Here is a 16,141-nt window from a genome sequence, read left to right on the forward strand (position 1 = left end):
CGTCGCCTCGCTCAACACCTGATGACCACTCCGAGCCAGGCGTGGGGAAGTCTGATGCTGTGCCCGCACCTGCTGAGAGTAGGTCAATCTTCTGATCCGTAGGATCGGGCGGGGCGTTGGGTGGGGGCTCCGCTTTCCTCCCGGCTGATCGCTGGTGGTCGTGATCAACGGTCGCTGTGTGCCGTCGTTGCCGTCAGCTCTGAATGTCCGTTTTCAAGATCATTCTCTTCGGTCGCGCCGGTGCCCCTCCTCCTTCGCGACGTCCATCTGGGGCGGAGCGGGTAAGAGCGCGCCAGCCTCGGTCCCAGCGCGAGTGCACGGTCTGCACGGGGACCCATGCACGCATCGGCCCTTCTTGGGAGCGCCGACGCCCGTGCCGCAGGCACAGCTTGCAGCCGCTTGACGTCGGTGAAGCTGTACGTCGTAGCAGGGGCGGTCGACTCAACGGACCTCACGCCCTGTCCGTCAACGCACTGCGCCACTAAAATACGTAGAGTGACTGACCGGGGAAGAACGCCATGGGTGGGTCGGGACTCTGTGCCGAAAACCCTTCGAACGCTTCCACCTGACGCCAAGAACACCGCGCCCCAGACAAGGGCTCGATTCGAATATCAAGATGAGTGTGCAGCAGTGCTCGTATTGGATCATTTGTCTGATGACCTAGAGGGCATTCTTGTCGAGCACTCCACCGACGTTATTTTGTTGCCCCGCTCTGGCGTTCCAGAGCTGGTTTCAGTCAAGCACCGAGAGCCCAACCGATCCGGTGATGTCAACTGGAGCTGGTCAGCCCTACGTAAAGATAGCGTCCTAAAAGACTTGTATGACACGTGGGTTGCTTCGGGAAAGAATTGTACAGTCGCATTCTGCACTAACGCCGGATTTAGTGGAACTGCCCATGAACTCTGGCTAGCCGCAACTAAGCAAAGTCAAGCTGAACCGGATCTCCTAGCAAAACTTGCCCGCTTGATTGATGCAAGAATCGCTGAAAGTTGCGAGTTTCTAAAAGCTCTGACGCTTCCACTTCACCCGCTCCCAAGGCGTAATGAAATAACAGCCGTAGGAGTACAGAAGACGGCAGAGTTCCTAAGGAATAGCGGGAGGAATCCAAGTTTCGCAAACTTCAGCTACAGCGCACTAATTGAAGCGATTAGGCAGGCAGGGACCGAACTCCCCGATGCTCGCAAATCGAATAACCGAAAACCACTTCCCACCATACGGGAGGGGCTGTCAAGACGCGCAAGCCTGACTCAAGAGGAACGATATCTGTCCAGCAATTACTTGCGGCATGTCATCCTTTTTGAATGCGATCAGCGAGCTGCCAGCACCTTGCAAAGCCCCCGTCGTGGCCGAGCAAGCGATCCTCTATTTACTGGACGCTCAAAGGAGCTCCAAGAACTCAAAAGGCTACTACGTCTCAAGGAGGTTAGCCGAGTCTCTCCAGTCGTGCTCCACGGACTAGCGGGCATAGGTAAGACGTCCTTGGCTACACAGTTCGCAGCACAGGAAGCAAATGACCTTCGCACGTTGATCGTTGATGGAAGTAGTAGGGCCAGCCTCCTTGAATCTCTGTCCCTAATTGATGGGATCACTGACCACGCTGGCGCTGATGTAAGTACGGTTCGCAATGTAACGATGCTCAGCCTCGCAGAATCTTCGGCTATTTTGCTAATAGTCGACGGAGTCACAAGTCCGGACGCCATTCATGGAATCATCCCAAGGCAATCACTGACTCGTATACTGATCACGAGCACTGTTCATCACATAGATGACGGGTTCGAGCATCTGGAGTTGACATCCTGGTCTGACGAGGAAGCACATTCCTTCATTGCTAAGTCGCTTCGCCCTGAACTGGCCAATAGCGTCGATGCCCTCGTCTCGCATCTTGCTGGTCACCCGTTGGCATTCAATCAGGCCGTCAACTACTGCAATAGCTCAAGAATCTCTGTCTCAGAGTACATAGAACGTTTGCGCGCCCGCTCGCTTGACATGCTTGATCGCGGCGAGGCCGCCCAGTATCCGAAGACATTGACGAAGTCGATCCTGCTGGCACTGGACGCCGTAGATACCGCGAACCCTCTAGCGGGCCAACTCCTAAGGATTGTGTCTTTCCTAGGAGCAGAGCCCATTCCAATCTCACTTTTGTCCGATGAACCAATGCGTCCCTGGCTGACGAACGGAGACGAAAAGCTCAAGACAAAAAGATTTCCTTGGCAGAAGACGAAACTTCCCAATTGGGGTGGTGCTATCGCGAGCGATATAGGTTGGGAGTCTCGATGCGCACTGGAGGACGACCTCCAACGTGATGCCGCTATAGCCACACTAGGGCGTTACGCCCTCGTCTCGATCGATCACGACCATATTCTCGTTCACCCTTTGGTCCAGCTTGTTGTTCGGGAAAGTCAAACCGAAAAGGCACCCTGGATAGAGGCTGCTATCAGCTTGGTGACCAATATGCTGCCGATGGAACGATCAACTGCCTCAGTTGCCATGCATCGTTACATGGGCCATGCAAAGTCGGCTACCCAGCATGCCCTATCTGAAGGGTTCACCGGTCCTGCGGTTCTCTTTACCGCTGTGGCACTGTGTGATGAGCTATTGACACTGGGCGATGCAGTGGAAGCTGTACCACTTGCAAGCGAGATACGAGACACTGCGTACAGGCTAATACCACTCGGTTTTATCCGCCCCGCCCATTTCTTCAAGATTACTCAGACGCTCGCCATCGCATTGGCCATGAATGGAGACATGGCGGCAGCGATCCGTTCGGCAAAAGGCAACCTTGCAATGGTGCTGGACCAGTATCCTGGCGACCCGAAGGCGAAACTTATGGCCTATACGGATCTCGGCAGGATGGCGTGCCTTGCTGAAGATCGTAATCTTGCAGAAAGCATGCTTCCTCACCTGGACCTTTGCTCACCCAGTTCTGAATACTCTTCGGTCGCCGTGGGAACCCAAATTCTCGCAGCGCATGTAAGATTCAGCATTCTCTTCCTGCTAAACAGGGTCGACGAAGCGGCTCAAGTCAATACATGGGGCATGGAAAAGCTAAAAGATGAGAATTTCGATGATGAATCGAGCCCCTTTTCTGCGGCAATCCATGGTGACGCTGCAGCTCTGGCTCTCCATTTCCGCGACTCGCATGAGCGCGTGAAACATCAGAGGACTCTTGTCGAGGTCATGGGGAGAGGTAGCAAGCATAGCGCACGATACCTGGAAGGAATCCTCGACCTAGCCGATTCCTACTTGGACGAGTTGAACACGAAGGCTGCTGAGCCACTTATAGCAGAGGCTGGCGACCGTCTGGTGTCAGCCAATCAGCAAGAGAGCTCGCTATACACCAAGTACCTCTCTTATCGTGGCAGGCTCCAAGCGGCCCTCTCCGTCCCGGGCGATGCTCGCCTATCGCTTGCCGAGAAGGACCTATGTGAGGCAGCAAAACGCATCAAGACACAGCCTAGTGACATCGGCCTTTCAGCAGTGCTCATAAACCTGGCGGAGACGTATGCATTGATGGGCGATGAAGAACGTGCACTTACAGCTGCACACCAGGCTCTACAAATAGACCGCGAACGCTACCCGGCCGGCCACCCAGAGATCCTGATAGACGAAGAGATCATTTCTATGATTCCGTCCGAGGCGCGGGCAGCGCGTGCAATCATTCGCCGGTTAGGTCAGAATGGGTAGATTTCGACTGTAGAGCGCGTTCGTTCGGCAAACCATTAGATGGTCGCACTTCGCACGATATCCTTCGAACTAATTGGCTGGACGCTCCGGGAGTCGCTTCTGCTCGCTAAGGACGCGCCCAATTTACCGTCCCAGTTTCCGTCTCACTCAGACCCGTCCACGACCGTTCAACCGGGATCCCGAACCGTCAACCGACGGCCAGCCGCCCTATGAACGCAAATGAACGCCCCGGACGGGGCCCAGCACCACACCCCACAGTTGGAAGCGTGTTGTCAGGACGCTCGGCCTTCCTCCGGCTGACCAGTCTTGGTTGTAATCAACGGCCTCTGCGTGCCGTCGTTACCTCAGGGTTGCCGTCACTCCAAATTTAAGAGGTCAGCCTAGATAGGGCCGCTCATGGTGCTCCAGGAAGTGACGGATCCGGAGCCGCTGTGTGTGGTGCATCGGCAGTTGATCGATCTCCTTCGGCTGGACGAACCGCAGCTCCGTGGACTCGTCCGAGATCGCGAGTCGGCCGCCGACCATGCGGGCGGTGAAGCAGACGTTGAACTGTCGGCGAACCTCACCGTCCGAGTAGGCGATGACGTGGCGAGGGTCGGTGTACGTGCCCACGAGCCCGGTGATCTCTACGTCCAGACCCGTTTCCTCCTTCACTTCGCGAACGGCCGTTCCCGGGAGTGAGTCGGTCATCTCCATGCCGCCGCCAGGGAGCGCCCACAGATCGTTATCCTGTCGGCGCTGAAGGAGAATGCGCCCTTCGGCGTCGGTAACCACGGCAGACGCGGCGACCACCAAGCTGTTCGGCTCAGGTGCCGCCGGGTCGTCGTAGTACTCGGTCCGTGCCATAGTCACTCTTCCCTTACCGGTGTCGCGGTCTCCCACACAGCTTCGAAGCTGCTGGCGTAGGTGTCGAATATGCCGCCTTCTCCGTTACGCCGAAGATGCCACACGGGAGCACCGTAGGCGTTCACGCCCCAGACATGGGCGTTGACCAGAGCCTGGTCATCCGCACGGTAGATCGAGTTGTAGAGCGTGGTGGCGTGGGTCCGCACCTCGATGCCAGGTACCCCGGCAAGGGGGCGATAGTGCATGAGGGCGAGTCGGCACCGGGACTCGATGCCGTGGCCGAACCTCTCTTCCGTGCCGCGCTGTTGGACATTCACGCTGGCCGGATCGCCGATCGCGATACGAACCGCGCACCCGTCGGCAGCTCGCTCTCGCAGCAGGTCATTGAGCCGCGGGTACGCCTCGTGCAGGAAGACGGCGGCATACACCAACACGTCGATGTGCCTGCGGGCTTGGGTCAGCATGTCCACGAAGGTGGAGACGGGGATGTCCGCCCGCTGGTCGTAGAGAGCCACAAGTTCCGGGCTGACGGCGCGGGCAGGTCGTGCCTGCCGGAGCGCGGGCCATAGAGCGTGCACGTCTTCTCCTAGCGTTTCCGCTGCCAACATGGCCGTGGCACGGCGCGGCGTACGCCCCAAATTGACCCATCGTTCAACGGACTTGGGATCGACTTCGACCTTGTCCGCAAGGTCCGCGTACGTCCAGCCGCCGGCCGCCATGGCAGCACGTAGCCTCTCGTTCGGCATCCCAATCTCTCCCAACATTCGGGGACGGCACTAGGGACGTTCTACCCGACGCGGGACGTCCTGAAGTGGTGTTTGTCGGAGGTTCCGACGTCCCCATGAGCAGCAGGATGCTCGTGCACATGGCGAGCAACCAGCAGACCAGACCAGGTATCGGTGAACTGGCGAAGGACACCGCCAAGGGACGTGTCGGCGTCGTTATGGGCAAGCTCGGCGGCCGTGTGCAGATAAGGCCGATCGGCGGTGGCAAGGAGTGGGACGCCATGCCGGACAACGTGGAGCCGCCGAGTGCGCGGGAGGAACTGAGCGCACGCCTGGCCATCAGGAACGGCAACAGTCGGGACGGTCTGTGATGCGCCCTCGGCCGGTACGCGGGAGTCCTGTTCATCGTCTTGATCAGCGGGTCATGCGCCCTGGTGATCGGCATGGCGCTCGCCATGGGCCAGTAGACGGGCCACCCCGGACGGGTGCCATTCCCCGGTTCCCCCCTTCCCCGTTCGGGGCGGCCATCCAAGCCCGCGTCCTGGTCGTCCATGAGCCACGGCTCAGCGACCGATGCGGGGGGGGCAAGTGCCACGCACCGCCACACACAAGGAGTATTCGCATGACGGCAACGGTGAACGATCAGAGGACCGGTCGCGCGGTGGTTGGTGAGGAGTTGTTCGAGAGCCTCGCCCACTTCGTGGTCGTCCACAACGGGCAGTCGCCCGAGCGGGCCGAACGGATCGCGGACCAGGCGGTTGCCTTCGTGGTCACCGCAGCCACCGCCACCGTCCCCACGGTCCCGTCGGACGACGTGGACCTCGGCCTTCATGCGCTCATCCTGCACACGAAGGAGTACGCGGAGCTGTGTGAGCAGCACGCGGGCCGCTTCCTGCACCACAACCCGAAGCCGGGCGAGGGAGGCCGTGATCCGGAGTTGGTGGCCGCCTCTGTGCGTGCCATGAAGGCGGCCGGGTTCATGGTCTTCGATGACCTGTGGATCGTGGACGGCTCGAACCTCGCTCAGTGCGACTCGGACTGTGGCCGACCGTACGGACAGGCGTAGCCACGACATCAGCGACGCGGCCGGCCTCGACGCGTGGTCGGCCGCGTTCGCCCGGAAGGAGAAGCGAGTTGCCCGGCTCAACCCCTGAACTGCCGATGGTGGTGCTCGACGCGCTCATGCCCACGGCTCAGAGCCTGGTCCTCAATCGTCGGGGCTCCATGGTCTGGGAGGTGGAGGGCCCTCGGGGCCACCATGCCGTGAAGGTCGGCTATCCGATCGAGGCTACGGCCGACTGGCCTGGCCAGCCCTGGACTGCGCTCGCACCCGCCCGTGAAGGTGCCGTGCTGTACCACCTCGGCTTCGCTGACTACGCGTACGGCGAGTGGGACCACGGGACGTGGAACTTCCAACCGTGGCGTGAGGGGCCGGACCTGTACCAACTGTGGGAGCCCTGCCGCAGGCCGGACTCCTCCGTCGAAGCGCACGTCAGCGTGGCACTGGGCTGCGTCGATGCGCTGGCCGAACTCCACTCCCAGGGTTGGGCACACGGTGATGTACAGCCCGCCCACTTCATCGTTGGGCCGGAGCGGACGTACCTCATCGACCTTGCCCTTGCCCGAGGCGGACGTGTGCCCGACGGATACGACTTCCCGTTCCGCGGCTGCCTCGTCCACTACGAGGCACCGGAGATCTCCCGCAGCGTGCTCGACACAGGAGAGGCCGAACCGACGCAGGAAGCCGATGTCTATGCTCTCGGCGCTTCCTTGCTGATCTCAGCGACAGGCTGGCGGGCGGTCGAGTATCCGGACGATGCTCCACGTCCAGTGCAGAGGGAGGCCGTTGCGAACGGTCGGCGGCGGCCAATTAAGGCGGCCGGTGAACTGGGCAAGCTGATCGACGCGATGCTCAGCCATGATCCCGAAGATCGGCCCACCATCTACGAGGTGGGTGCGGCCCTGGGCTGATCCCGAAACCCCGGTTCATCTCGCGTCGCTCGTGCGGCTGAACCCAACAACAAAGACCGGACCACCCCTCAGCCTGGACAGCAAGTCGGGGTGGTCCGGTCGCGGAATCCTGATCAGGACCCCGGTGCCGATGGTACCGGGGCAGTTGGCGTGCTCGAACGTGGGTGCGGCTGCAACGAGCCCGGCTTCCTGTTGTCGAGTCAAAGGGGATGACTGTTGCGGTTCGGCCAATGGTGGCCCAGTTCTGACCTGGGCCACCGAAAGTCAGCCACGGCGGCGAGTGCGACGGCTGAGGCCCCGTCACGTGTGTTTCCAGCAACCCCGCGCCGGCCTCAGCCACGCTTCTTCCATGCGTCACGGACCGCGCCTCGATCCGGCCTGGGCGTTTCCAACGCGGGCAATCAGCTGGGCTCGGACTGTGGCTCTGTGGGCCATGCGGCTTTGAGCGGTCGGCGGTTGGGGGGTGTGCTCGCACTTGGTAGGCGTCGGCTTGGTCCTGGTGCTCGGAGCGATCGGATTGCTTCCTGGTCCGACTGTCCGCCTTGGCGATACTGCGCGCTGAGCGGGTGGGGGCTGCCGCAGCGGGGCGGGAGACAGGAGCGGCGGCGGCCCGTGGCCGCCAGCGCGCGGACCGCCGTAGGCGGGCCGCCTTGATCCAGTAAAGAAACTCTGAACAGCCCCGCTGCGCTGAACTCTTGATCCAGTAAAGAAACTCTGAACAGCCCCGCTGCGCTGAACTCTTGGCCGAGAGCGCAGCCGTGCGCTCCCTACGTCGTTCTCATCTACTTACCGTTTCTAGCCTGATACAGGCCCATAGGCAGGAGTTCATGCCTATTTGTTCTGGGCATCGGCGGATCTTATCCACAGGCGGGGGATTGCAGGATGCCCGTGGCGGCCTGGTCGGGCCTCGTGACCGTTCCGTGATGCTCTCGATCGAGCCCTTACCAGCCATGGTCGGGGTTCTCGTTACGCCTTCGTGACCTTGGTCGGGGTCACGTGGTCGGGGGTGTGGTCGGGGGTCGGTGGTGAGCTGAAGTTCTGCTCGGCGGCTGTCACACCGCCGGGTCGGGCGACACCTGTAACAAGCGAAGGCTGGGACACCTGACCGACAGAGAGAAGAGAAGTGGATCAGGGAAGCGACGGTCGCACAGGGGCGGACTTCACCACCCCGGCAAGCGATCCGCGGTGGATCGGGCGGCGCAACACAGCGGCACATCGCCGGTTAGCCAAACCGTCGGCTCCTCAGAGCATCGATGCGCCTGGCCGGCGGCTGGAAGGAAGAGTGACGTGAGTGCACGGCGACGCGAATTCCCGCGCACCGGGACGCAGGAGATGTCGAGGCAGCGGTTTTGCGCGCCCTGCGGGAACGGAGTGCCGCCCCTGTCCTACATGCCCACTCCAGCCGGTAGACCTGGCTCAACAACCGCGATGACGACTTGCCCGGCACTACAGGCAAGCCGCGATCCGGCGGTGGGCAACCCCTGGGCAGGCCTTCGGGCAAGCCCTCGGCGGTTGGCTGAACGCAACAACGACAGGGCAGCGGACGGGGAGATATGACCGAGCAGACAGGTGATTCGGAAGGTGAACTGGTCAGCATTCGCAGCCGGGAGACAGCCGAGGCAGCCGAGGCAGCCAAGTTGGTTCGAGAGATGACTGCGATGGTGGCGAGACTCGGCCGTGAGACGAGGCAGATGCAGCAAGAGGTCGCCCAGATCAGGACTGCGACTGCTGGGCCTTCTTCAGGGCCTCGACCTCGCGACGCAATTCCTGATGCTCGGCACTGAGCTCTCTGATCTCGTCGCGCAACCCGGTGAGCAGCTCAGCGAGAGAGGACCCGGCGGCCGTGTCGTCGGGCTCCCCCTCCCCGCCCCCCTGTTCCTGCTCCCCGTCGCTCTTCTTGGCGAGGTACCAGGCTGGTGCGGTGTACTCGGCGGAGAACTCGCTCGCGCCGTCGCTGATGTCGGCGACGAAGCTGCCCCGGCCGTGGATGGTGTAGATCAGCCCTTCGTCCCTCAGTACGTTCAGGGCGCTCCTGGCCGTCATGTTGGCAACGCCGAAGCGGTCTTGCAGCTCACGGACGGACGGCATCTGTTCGCCCGGCTTGAAGCGGCCTTGCTTGATCTCGCGCCGGAGCTCGTCGGCGGCGTGCTGATACGGCGGCCGGCGGTCGGGCTTCTTCTCTGGCGCGGGTGTCATGGCCCAAGGCTAGCGATTCCTAGCTCCCCTAGCACACCCCACTGACATAGCTGAACTGTGTCAGCTGACACCTAGCTCACCACATTGACTTGACTGTGCTAGGTCACTCACGTTCTATAGGTGTCGCGTCGCCGCTTCCGGCGGCATCTGATCGAAAGGACACAACTCCCATGGCTCGTATCCGTGTTGGCCTGCTGCCGTCCGCATCGTTCATGGTCGGCACCCTGCCGGTACCGAAGTACGCGGACGCCGAGAAGACCCAGTTCGCCGTGGACCGCGAGACGAACGCGAAGCTCTACACGCTCACCCTCTTCTTCATGGAGGAGGACCGTGCCGAGGCGCTGAAGATCACCGTTCCGGAGACGGGCCTGCCCAACGGGCTCAAGCCGGGTGTGCCGGTGATGCCAGTGGAGTTGTTCGCCACTCCGTGGGCGCGGATCTTCAATGGCTCTCTTTCGGATGGCGTCGCCTACCGCGCTGACCGCGTGGACCTGGTCGGCGGCTCGGCCCCGGCCACTGACGCGGCGTGAGCAGCGCGGGATTCCGGTTCGGCTCTGAGCGCGGCTACCCGCTCGCTCAAGCCGGGCCGGATGCCCGGTTCACCGAATCGCTCATCGACTCGGTGGCGGGCGTACTCGTCGGCTACGGCTCTCCCCGCCTCGCCTCCTTAAAGGACTCGGCGGGGCTCAAATCGGCCCTCACGGCCTTCCTCTACAGCTCTCAGGAGCGCAGCAAATGAAGGACTTCAAGGACCCGACAGGCGGAGCCTTCGGCTTCGGCCTCCTGGTGGTCGGCGTTGCACTGGCTGTGCTGGTGAGCTGGTCGATGTGGTGGGCGGTCTGCTATCTGCGGGCTGATGTCATGACCCGGCAGTCCATCTGGCAGGCGGTACGTGTGCGGTGGGCCTGGAAGCGGCTCGCGCCAATGTTGAAGTTGTCGGTCACGGACAAGACACCAACCGCGCTGGCCTCGCTGGCGAACACCGACGGCAAGCCCGCCAAACCACGTGTCCTGGTGCCTGCTCTGAAGGTCACCCACGACATGTATGGGGTGATCGCGCGAGCGGGCTGCCTGCCCGGGGTCGGCCTGGAGCAGTATCAGAAGGCTGCCCCGCATCTGGCGGACGCGTGGAAGTGCACGCGGGTCGCTGTCACCCAGGACAAGCCCGGCCACGTCGTCATCCGTGGCGTGCGCCTGGACCCGCTGAAATTCCGGAGCGAGCATCGCCCCACGGGCCAGATACCGGAGAAGGCGGCCCGGTGGCATCTAGGTCTGGACGAGTACGCACAGCCGGTGTCCGTGGATCTCGCACAGGTGCCCGGCGTGACCGTGGCCGGCCTGCCCGGATACGGCAAGACGTCGCTGATCAACCGCCTGTTGTCGGACTGGGCGCCCGCGCCTTGGGTCCAGTTCGCCTGCGCCGACGGCAAGGTGTCGGCCGCGTACGAGGGTGACTACGCCGACTGGGTACAGCGCATGTTCGCCTTCGTCGGCGATGACCTGGAAGAAGCGAACCGGCTGTTCAAGCGGCTGGTGGACATGCGGCGCGCCCGCTCGGCCCTGGTGCGCACCATGCTCGGGGTGAAGTCCATGTGGGACGTGGGCCCCTCTGAGAAGTGGCCGCTGGTCGTACTGATCATCGACGAGGCACACACCTACTTCCGCGACCACAAAGGCAGCGATGCCAAAACGAAGAAGCTCGCCGCCCTCGCCGCCGAGAACGCCCGGCTGGTGGAGGACCTGGTCAAGAAGGGTCGCTCAGTGGGCATGCTCGCCATCCTCGCCACGCAGAAGAGCACTGGCGATGCGATCCCGACGTTCATCCGCGACGTGTGCCCGGTGGGCCTGAGCTTCGCGCAGAAGACCGCTGAAGCGGCCGTCGCGGCCCTGGGTGAAGAGATCCGGGACTGGCCGGACGCCAATCCGATCAATCTTCAAGACCCGACCTATGTCGGTGTCGCCTCGATGAATCACCAGTCCCAGCCGGGCTTCACCCGGATCCGCACGCCGTATGTCCCGGACGCGGACGCAGCCGAGGTCGCCTACGCCACCAGGCACTTGACCGTTGATCCTGCCGGCTTCCTCCCCGCCGGCGTTGCGGCACCTATGCCCTGACAGCCCTGGCCACCGACCGGCGCAATTCAGGAGAGGAGGTGAACCCCTATGTCTGAGGACCGGATCACTCAGCGCACGGTGACCGTGGTCATGGGCATCATCGCTGCGCTGGCCTTCGTCTTCTCCTTCGGCAACGTCTGGGCGCTGGCCCTGCGGCTGGGCGTCCCCGCCCCGATCGCGCCCCTGATCGCTCCGATGGTTGACCTGTCCGTGGTCGGCCTCCTGGTCGGCCTGCGCTACCTGTCTCTGCGCGGCGTTCCGCCCGAGCAGATGAAAGCAGCCACGCGCCTCATGCACTTCTCCGGGCTGCTGACCCTGGCCCTCAACATCGCCGAACCCGTCGTCGCTGGGCACTACGGCCGCGCCGCCATAGATGCCGTAGCGCCTCTGCTGCTCCTTGGCTGGGGAGCAGTCGGCCCGCAACTCCTGCGCTCGTTCAACGAAGTCGCGCCCCGTGCAGCCGCCGCAGCAAGCACTGCCGAGACGAGAGCGGTCCAAGAGCCCACCCCGGCCCCCGCGGGCCCAGAACGGGGCTCGACCCCTACCGCACCAGTCACCCCGCAAGCACCCCCGGAAGCCCCGGTCGCTTCGCCCACCGCCCCAGCCCTCGCTGCGTCTGCAGTCAAGCTGCCTGAGCCACTTCTGACCGAAGCGCGTTCCATCGCCGCATCACACTGCGCGGAGCATGGCGAACCCATCACGGCGACCCAGCTCAAGAAGCGGCTCGGCATCGGCCTGCCCATGGCCACAGCCCTCCACGCAGCCCTGTAGAGCCTCGCTTCCCCGCCGGACTTCCCAGTACCCCACCCCTCGCCCCCTGGGCCCGGCTCGTCATGCCTGCGGGCAGCAGCACCAGGCGACAGGTGTAGCTGCTGCCCGCAGGTGAGGTTGCGAGCGCGCTGCCCGCATTGCCCACCCTTAAGCGAGAAAGGACATCCCGCCACTCATGCGCCGCCATCTGAACCTGCACCACGTGATCAGCCCGGGCCTGCGGGATCTGATCGAGTTAGCCAACACTCACAACTTCGACCGCATCACCGAACAGGTCCGTGACCTGCGCGGCTGCACCAGCCCCGTCAACCTCCACGGCTGGACGATCACCACCGACCAGGTCACCAAGGAGGTAGTCCGCTCCTATCGTTCCGAGGATGAGCCTTCCGGGCGCCTGCTGACCAGCTGCGGCAACCGCCGTGCCTCCCGCTGCCCGGCCTGCTCCCGTGTCTACGCAGCCGACACCTACCACCTCATCAAGGCCGGGCTGTCTGGCGGCAAGAACGTCGACGAAGCCGTTCGCGAACACCCCCGCGCTTTCGTCACCCTCACCGCCCCGTCGTTCGGCCCCGTCCACCGCAGCACCGACAGCGCAGGCAAGCCCCACCGCTGCCGCTGCGGCGCCCAGCACGCCGACGACGCCCCGGCTCTGAGTACGCCGCTGGACCCGGCCACGTACGACTACGCGGGTGCCGTGCTCTGGAACGCACACGCCGGACAGCTGTGGGCGCGCTTCACCACCTACCTGCGCCGCGCCCTGGCCCAGCACTTCGGTATGACCCAGAACGCACTGAACTCGGCCCTGCGCGTCTCCTTCGCCAAGGTCGCCGAGTACCAGAAGCGCGGCCTGGTCCACTTCCACGCCGTGATCCGCTTCGACGGCCCCGACGGCCACACCACCCCGCCGCCGCCCTGGGCCACCTTCGATGCCCTGCGCGTCGCCGTGGGCCTGGCGGTCAAGCGTGCTCAGCTCACCGTCGAGTCCGACGCCATCGGTGAACGCGTCATCGCCTGGGGCGGCCGGTTCAAGGTGGACCCCATCACCGCCCTGGGTGACGGCGAACTCACCGACGCCAAGGTCGCCGGATACGTCGCCAAGTACGCCACGAAGAACGCCGAAGGCGCGGGCACCGTAGACCGCACTCTGATGTGCCGCCCCTGCATCGGCCGTGGCTACCTACGCGGCCCGGACGGCTTCCACGACCGTTGCGCCGAGTGCGACGGCACCGGACAAGCCGAACCCATCAATGCCCTGCCGACCCAGCAGCACGTACGGCAGATGATCCGCACCGCCTGGGACCTCGGCCACCTGCCGGAGTTCGCCCATCTCAAGCTCTGGAAATGGGCTCACATGCTCGGATTCCGCGGCCACTTTTCCACCAAGTCCCGCGCCTACTCCACCACCCTGGGCGCACTCCGTGATGTACGACGCGCCTGGCGCCTTGCCCAGGCCGAAGCCGCTCGCACCCGCGCCGGCCTCTCCATCACCGCTGAGAGTGCCACCCTCGTCACCGCCTCCTCGTGGGCCTACCTCAGCAGCGGCTACCGCCCCGGCGAGGAACTCCTCGCCGCCCAGGTCCGCCACGACATAGCCCAAGCACGCGATGAAGCCGAACGCGTCAAGTCCGAAGGAGAGCCCTGGCTGTGACCCCTCCGACCAAGGCCGACAGGCAGACACTGAAGCTGGTCGATGCGCTGGCTGAGATCGGGGTGTCCCGCGCAGCCTTCTACCGCATGCGCGCTCGGGGCCAGGCTCCCAGGCACCTGAAGCTCCCTAACGGTCAGATCCGCATACGTCGGGCCGACCTCGACGCTTGGTTGGACTCCTGTGAGGTGCAGGAAGCGTGCTGACCTACGACGTGCATATCTGGGGCATCCGCAAGCGCCCCAACCGCGTGGCGGCTTATCAGCTCCGCTGGCGAGTCGGCCCCCGACCCTTTTCCAAGAGCTACAAGATCAAGGCCCAGGCCGACGGTCGCCGCTCGGAGCTGCTGACCGCGCTACGCAACCGCGAGCAGTTCGACACGGAAACCGGCCTGCCCGCCTCGGAGGTACAGGCGCTCAACTCCACTACCTGGTACGCCCACACCCGCGCTTACGCGGCAATGAAATGGCCTGGCGCTTCAGCCAAACACCGCGCGAGCATCGCGGACACGCTGGCCACTATTACCCCGAAGCTGGTCAAGGACAACCGCGGGGCCCCGGCTGCGAAGGTGCTCCGCATCGCGCTCTACTCGTGGGTCTACCGGTTCGTCGTCGGTGAGGACGGGACGTTGAAGCCTCGTCTCGACGTTGCAGAGCCGCCCGCCGACATCGTGGCCGCGCTGGACTGGATCAGCCGGAAGTCCGTGGACGTGACCGCCCTCAACACACCCTCGGTGGTGCGTACAGCGCTCGACGCGCTGAAGCTGAAGCAGGACGGCACGACCGCGGCCGAGAACACGGTGAACCGCAAGCGGACGGTCTTCAGCAACTGTCTCCGGTACGCAGTGGAACGAGAGTTGCTGACGGCGCTGCCCCTCAACAAGGTCGACTGGGCCCCGCCCGAGACTGACGACGAGATCGACTTCCGGTTCGTACCCGGACCGAAGATGGCGAAAGCGTTGATCGACGCTGTTGGCGAGCGGGGGGTGCGCGGACGGCACCTGATGGCGTTCTTCGGTTGTCTCTACTACGCGGCCAACCGCCCTGGGGAGGCTGCGCATCTCCGGCAAGAGGACTTCGCCCTGCCCGAAGAGGGCTGGGGAGAAGTGTTGCTCTCGACGAGCACGCCCCGCGTCGGCTCAGGGTGGACCGACACAGGCGAGTCGTTCGATACACGCGGCCTGAAGAAGCGGGCCCGCAAGGCGACTCGACCTGTGCCGATTCCCCCCGTCCTCGTGCGCCTGGTCCGCGAGCACATCAATGAGTTCGGTACCGCTGAAGACGGCCGGCTGTTCCGCGCGGCACAGGGCGGCGGCCTGCTGTCCAAGGAGTACGGCGAGGCTTGGAAAGCGGCTCGGCTCTCAGTGCTGACCGAATCCGAATCAGCTTCCCCTTTGGCTGACGTGCCGTACTCCCTACGTCACGCAGGCGTCTCACTCTGGCTTGAGTCCGGAGTCTCCCCGGCTGAGGTCGCGCGGCGGGCTGGCCACAGCATCGCGGTCCTGTTTCGCTTCTATGCCAAAGCGATCCATCGGAGCCAGCAGCGCTCAAACGAACAGATCCAACGTGCTCTTGATGCGGCGGAGCACGACGACTGAGCAGTCCTCGCGTTGAGGGGTGCCCTACCTAGTTGTAGGAGGCCGTCACGCGGCGACGCCGAGTTCCTTGCAGATTCGGCGGATGAACTCGCGGACGGCCGGATCGCGCCGCTAGGGGTGGCCACCCGGCGCACTCACCGCGGCCAGAGCCTCAGCGCCATCAGGCCAGGTGGTTTGGACGGTGCACCCCATCGATCGACCTCACGCTCACCCTACCTTCGGAACGTAGTCAAGCAACTACGTTGAGTGAGAGGAGACTTGGATGCGTCCGATGTCCATGGGTCGACTGGTGGCCCTCGCCTCGACGGCCCTGCTGCTGGCCGGTGCGGTGAGTGCCGGATCGGCCACCGCGATCCCGGAGCGCGCCGAGCGTGGCCGGGCAGCAGAGCCACTGAAGTGGGTGGCGCTGGGAGACTCCTACAGCGCGGATGTGATGGTCCCGCCGTGGGACGCTCCCGCTGACAGCGACGGGTGTGGCCGTTCCGGGTTCAACTGGGAGGCGATGCTGAAGCAGGACCTCAACGCGGCGCACCCGGGCTGGGTGAACCTGACCGACGTGACGTGCGGTGGAGCCACGGTCGCGCAAGGGGT

At 63.7% G+C, this 16,141-nt stretch carries 14 protein-coding genes and 1 pseudogene; 12 read left to right on the top strand and 3 right to left on the bottom strand.

Going from position 1 to position 16,141, the window contains the following annotated elements:
• Positions 1-336: 336 nt before the first annotated feature.
• Positions 337-3,684: a dsDNA nuclease domain-containing protein gene (locus AC3ETA_RS44655; protein WP_432198610.1), complete on the top strand. Its 3,348-nt coding sequence runs from the start codon at positions 337-339 to the stop codon at positions 3,682-3,684.
• 375 nt (positions 3,685-4,059) lie between these two features.
• On the opposite strand, the gene AC3ETA_RS44660 is transcribed toward AC3ETA_RS44655, so the two are convergent.
• Complete coding sequence (locus AC3ETA_RS44660) at positions 4,060-4,530, bottom strand: NUDIX domain-containing protein (RefSeq protein WP_432198611.1); 471 nt, start codon at positions 4,528-4,530, stop codon at positions 4,060-4,062.
• A gap of 2 nt (positions 4,531-4,532) precedes the next feature.
• Positions 4,533-5,276, bottom strand: a complete 744-nt coding sequence (locus AC3ETA_RS44665) for a DUF5919 domain-containing protein (protein WP_432198612.1) — start codon at positions 5,274-5,276, stop codon at positions 4,533-4,535.
• A gap of 107 nt (positions 5,277-5,383) precedes the next feature.
• Here AC3ETA_RS44665 and AC3ETA_RS44670 point away from each other — a divergent pair, with 107 nt between their 5' ends.
• The 3 genes from AC3ETA_RS44670 to AC3ETA_RS44680 all read left to right on the top strand — a co-directional run bounded on the left by AC3ETA_RS44670 (position 5,384) and on the right by AC3ETA_RS44680 (position 7,226).
• Positions 5,384-5,626, top strand: coding sequence for a hypothetical protein (locus AC3ETA_RS44670; RefSeq protein WP_432198626.1), 243 nt, complete (start codon positions 5,384-5,386; stop codon positions 5,624-5,626).
• 251 nt (positions 5,627-5,877) lie between these two features.
• Positions 5,878-6,321 (top strand): glycine-rich domain-containing protein, encoded by a 444-nt coding sequence (locus AC3ETA_RS44675; RefSeq protein ID WP_432198613.1) that lies wholly within the window; start codon positions 5,878-5,880, stop codon positions 6,319-6,321.
• Positions 6,322-6,389: 68 nt separating this feature from the next.
• A complete protein-coding gene (locus tag AC3ETA_RS44680; RefSeq protein ID WP_432198614.1) occupies positions 6,390-7,226 on the top strand; it encodes a protein kinase family protein in 837 nt (278 codons plus the stop codon).
• Between the two features lie 1,713 nt (positions 7,227-8,939).
• On the opposite strand, the gene AC3ETA_RS44685 is transcribed toward AC3ETA_RS44680, so the two are convergent.
• On the bottom strand, positions 8,940-9,422 hold the full coding sequence (locus AC3ETA_RS44685; RefSeq protein ID WP_432198615.1) for a GntR family transcriptional regulator: 483 nt from the start codon (positions 9,420-9,422) through the stop codon (positions 8,940-8,942).
• A 170-nt stretch (positions 9,423-9,592) separates the two neighbouring features.
• On the opposite strand from AC3ETA_RS44685, the gene AC3ETA_RS44690 reads away from it, so the two are divergent.
• The 8 genes and pseudogenes from AC3ETA_RS44690 to AC3ETA_RS44725 all read left to right on the top strand — a co-directional run.
• Positions 9,593-9,952, top strand: a complete 360-nt coding sequence (locus AC3ETA_RS44690; protein WP_432198616.1) for a hypothetical protein — start codon at positions 9,593-9,595, stop codon at positions 9,950-9,952.
• Positions 9,949-10,161 carry a hypothetical protein gene (locus AC3ETA_RS44695; RefSeq protein WP_432198617.1) on the top strand — a complete coding sequence of 71 codons (213 nt, stop codon included), beginning with the start codon at positions 9,949-9,951 and terminating at the stop codon, positions 10,159-10,161. The genes AC3ETA_RS44690 and AC3ETA_RS44695 overlap by 4 nt, the downstream gene beginning before the upstream one ends.
• A complete protein-coding gene (locus tag AC3ETA_RS44700) occupies positions 10,158-11,537 on the top strand; it encodes an FtsK/SpoIIIE domain-containing protein (protein WP_432198618.1) in 1,380 nt (459 codons plus the stop codon). Before AC3ETA_RS44695 ends, AC3ETA_RS44700 begins: the two co-directional genes overlap by 4 nt.
• Before the next feature lie 48 nt (positions 11,538-11,585).
• Complete coding sequence (locus AC3ETA_RS44705; RefSeq protein WP_432198619.1) at positions 11,586-12,308, top strand: DUF2637 domain-containing protein; 723 nt, start codon at positions 11,586-11,588, stop codon at positions 12,306-12,308.
• Positions 12,309-12,483: 175 nt separating this feature from the next.
• Positions 12,484-13,956 (top strand): replication initiator, encoded by a 1,473-nt coding sequence (locus tag AC3ETA_RS44710; RefSeq protein ID WP_432198620.1) that lies wholly within the window; start codon positions 12,484-12,486, stop codon positions 13,954-13,956.
• Positions 13,953-14,159, top strand: coding sequence for a helix-turn-helix transcriptional regulator (locus AC3ETA_RS44715; protein ID WP_432198621.1), 207 nt, complete (start codon positions 13,953-13,955; stop codon positions 14,157-14,159). The genes AC3ETA_RS44710 and AC3ETA_RS44715 overlap by 4 nt, the downstream gene beginning before the upstream one ends.
• Positions 14,153-15,550: a tyrosine-type recombinase/integrase gene (locus AC3ETA_RS44720; protein ID WP_432198622.1), complete on the top strand. Its 1,398-nt coding sequence runs from the start codon at positions 14,153-14,155 to the stop codon at positions 15,548-15,550. The genes AC3ETA_RS44715 and AC3ETA_RS44720 overlap by 7 nt, the downstream gene beginning before the upstream one ends.
• 262 nt (positions 15,551-15,812) lie before the next feature.
• Positions 15,813-16,141 (top strand): annotated as a pseudogene (locus tag AC3ETA_RS44725) (hypothetical protein); the annotation flags it as partial.

The sequence above is a fragment of the Streptomyces sp. bgisy027 genome, from assembly GCF_057710365.1.

What these genes read in the sequence shown, in the direction of transcription:
- AC3ETA_RS44685 (WP_432198615.1), bottom strand. Translation starts at nt 9,422, where the DNA reads ATGACACCCGCGCCAGAGAAGAAGCCCGACCGCCGGCCGCCGTATCAG.
- AC3ETA_RS44655 (WP_432198610.1), top strand. Translation starts at nt 337, where the DNA reads ATGCACGCATCGGCCCTTCTTGGGAGCGCCGACGCCCGTGCCGCAGGC.
- AC3ETA_RS44705 (WP_432198619.1), top strand. Translation starts at nt 11,586, where the DNA reads ATGTCTGAGGACCGGATCACTCAGCGCACGGTGACCGTGGTCATGGGC.
- AC3ETA_RS44665 (WP_432198612.1), bottom strand. Translation starts at nt 5,276, where the DNA reads ATGCCGAACGAGAGGCTACGTGCTGCCATGGCGGCCGGCGGCTGGACG.
- AC3ETA_RS44660 (WP_432198611.1), bottom strand. Translation starts at nt 4,530, where the DNA reads ATGGCACGGACCGAGTACTACGACGACCCGGCGGCACCTGAGCCGAAC.
- AC3ETA_RS44710 (WP_432198620.1), top strand. Translation starts at nt 12,484, where the DNA reads ATGCGCCGCCATCTGAACCTGCACCACGTGATCAGCCCGGGCCTGCGG.
- AC3ETA_RS44675 (WP_432198613.1), top strand. Translation starts at nt 5,878, where the DNA reads ATGACGGCAACGGTGAACGATCAGAGGACCGGTCGCGCGGTGGTTGGT.
- AC3ETA_RS44690 (WP_432198616.1), top strand. Translation starts at nt 9,593, where the DNA reads ATGGCTCGTATCCGTGTTGGCCTGCTGCCGTCCGCATCGTTCATGGTC.
- AC3ETA_RS44700 (WP_432198618.1), top strand. Translation starts at nt 10,158, where the DNA reads ATGAAGGACTTCAAGGACCCGACAGGCGGAGCCTTCGGCTTCGGCCTC.
- AC3ETA_RS44670 (WP_432198626.1), top strand. Translation starts at nt 5,384, where the DNA reads ATGCTCGTGCACATGGCGAGCAACCAGCAGACCAGACCAGGTATCGGT.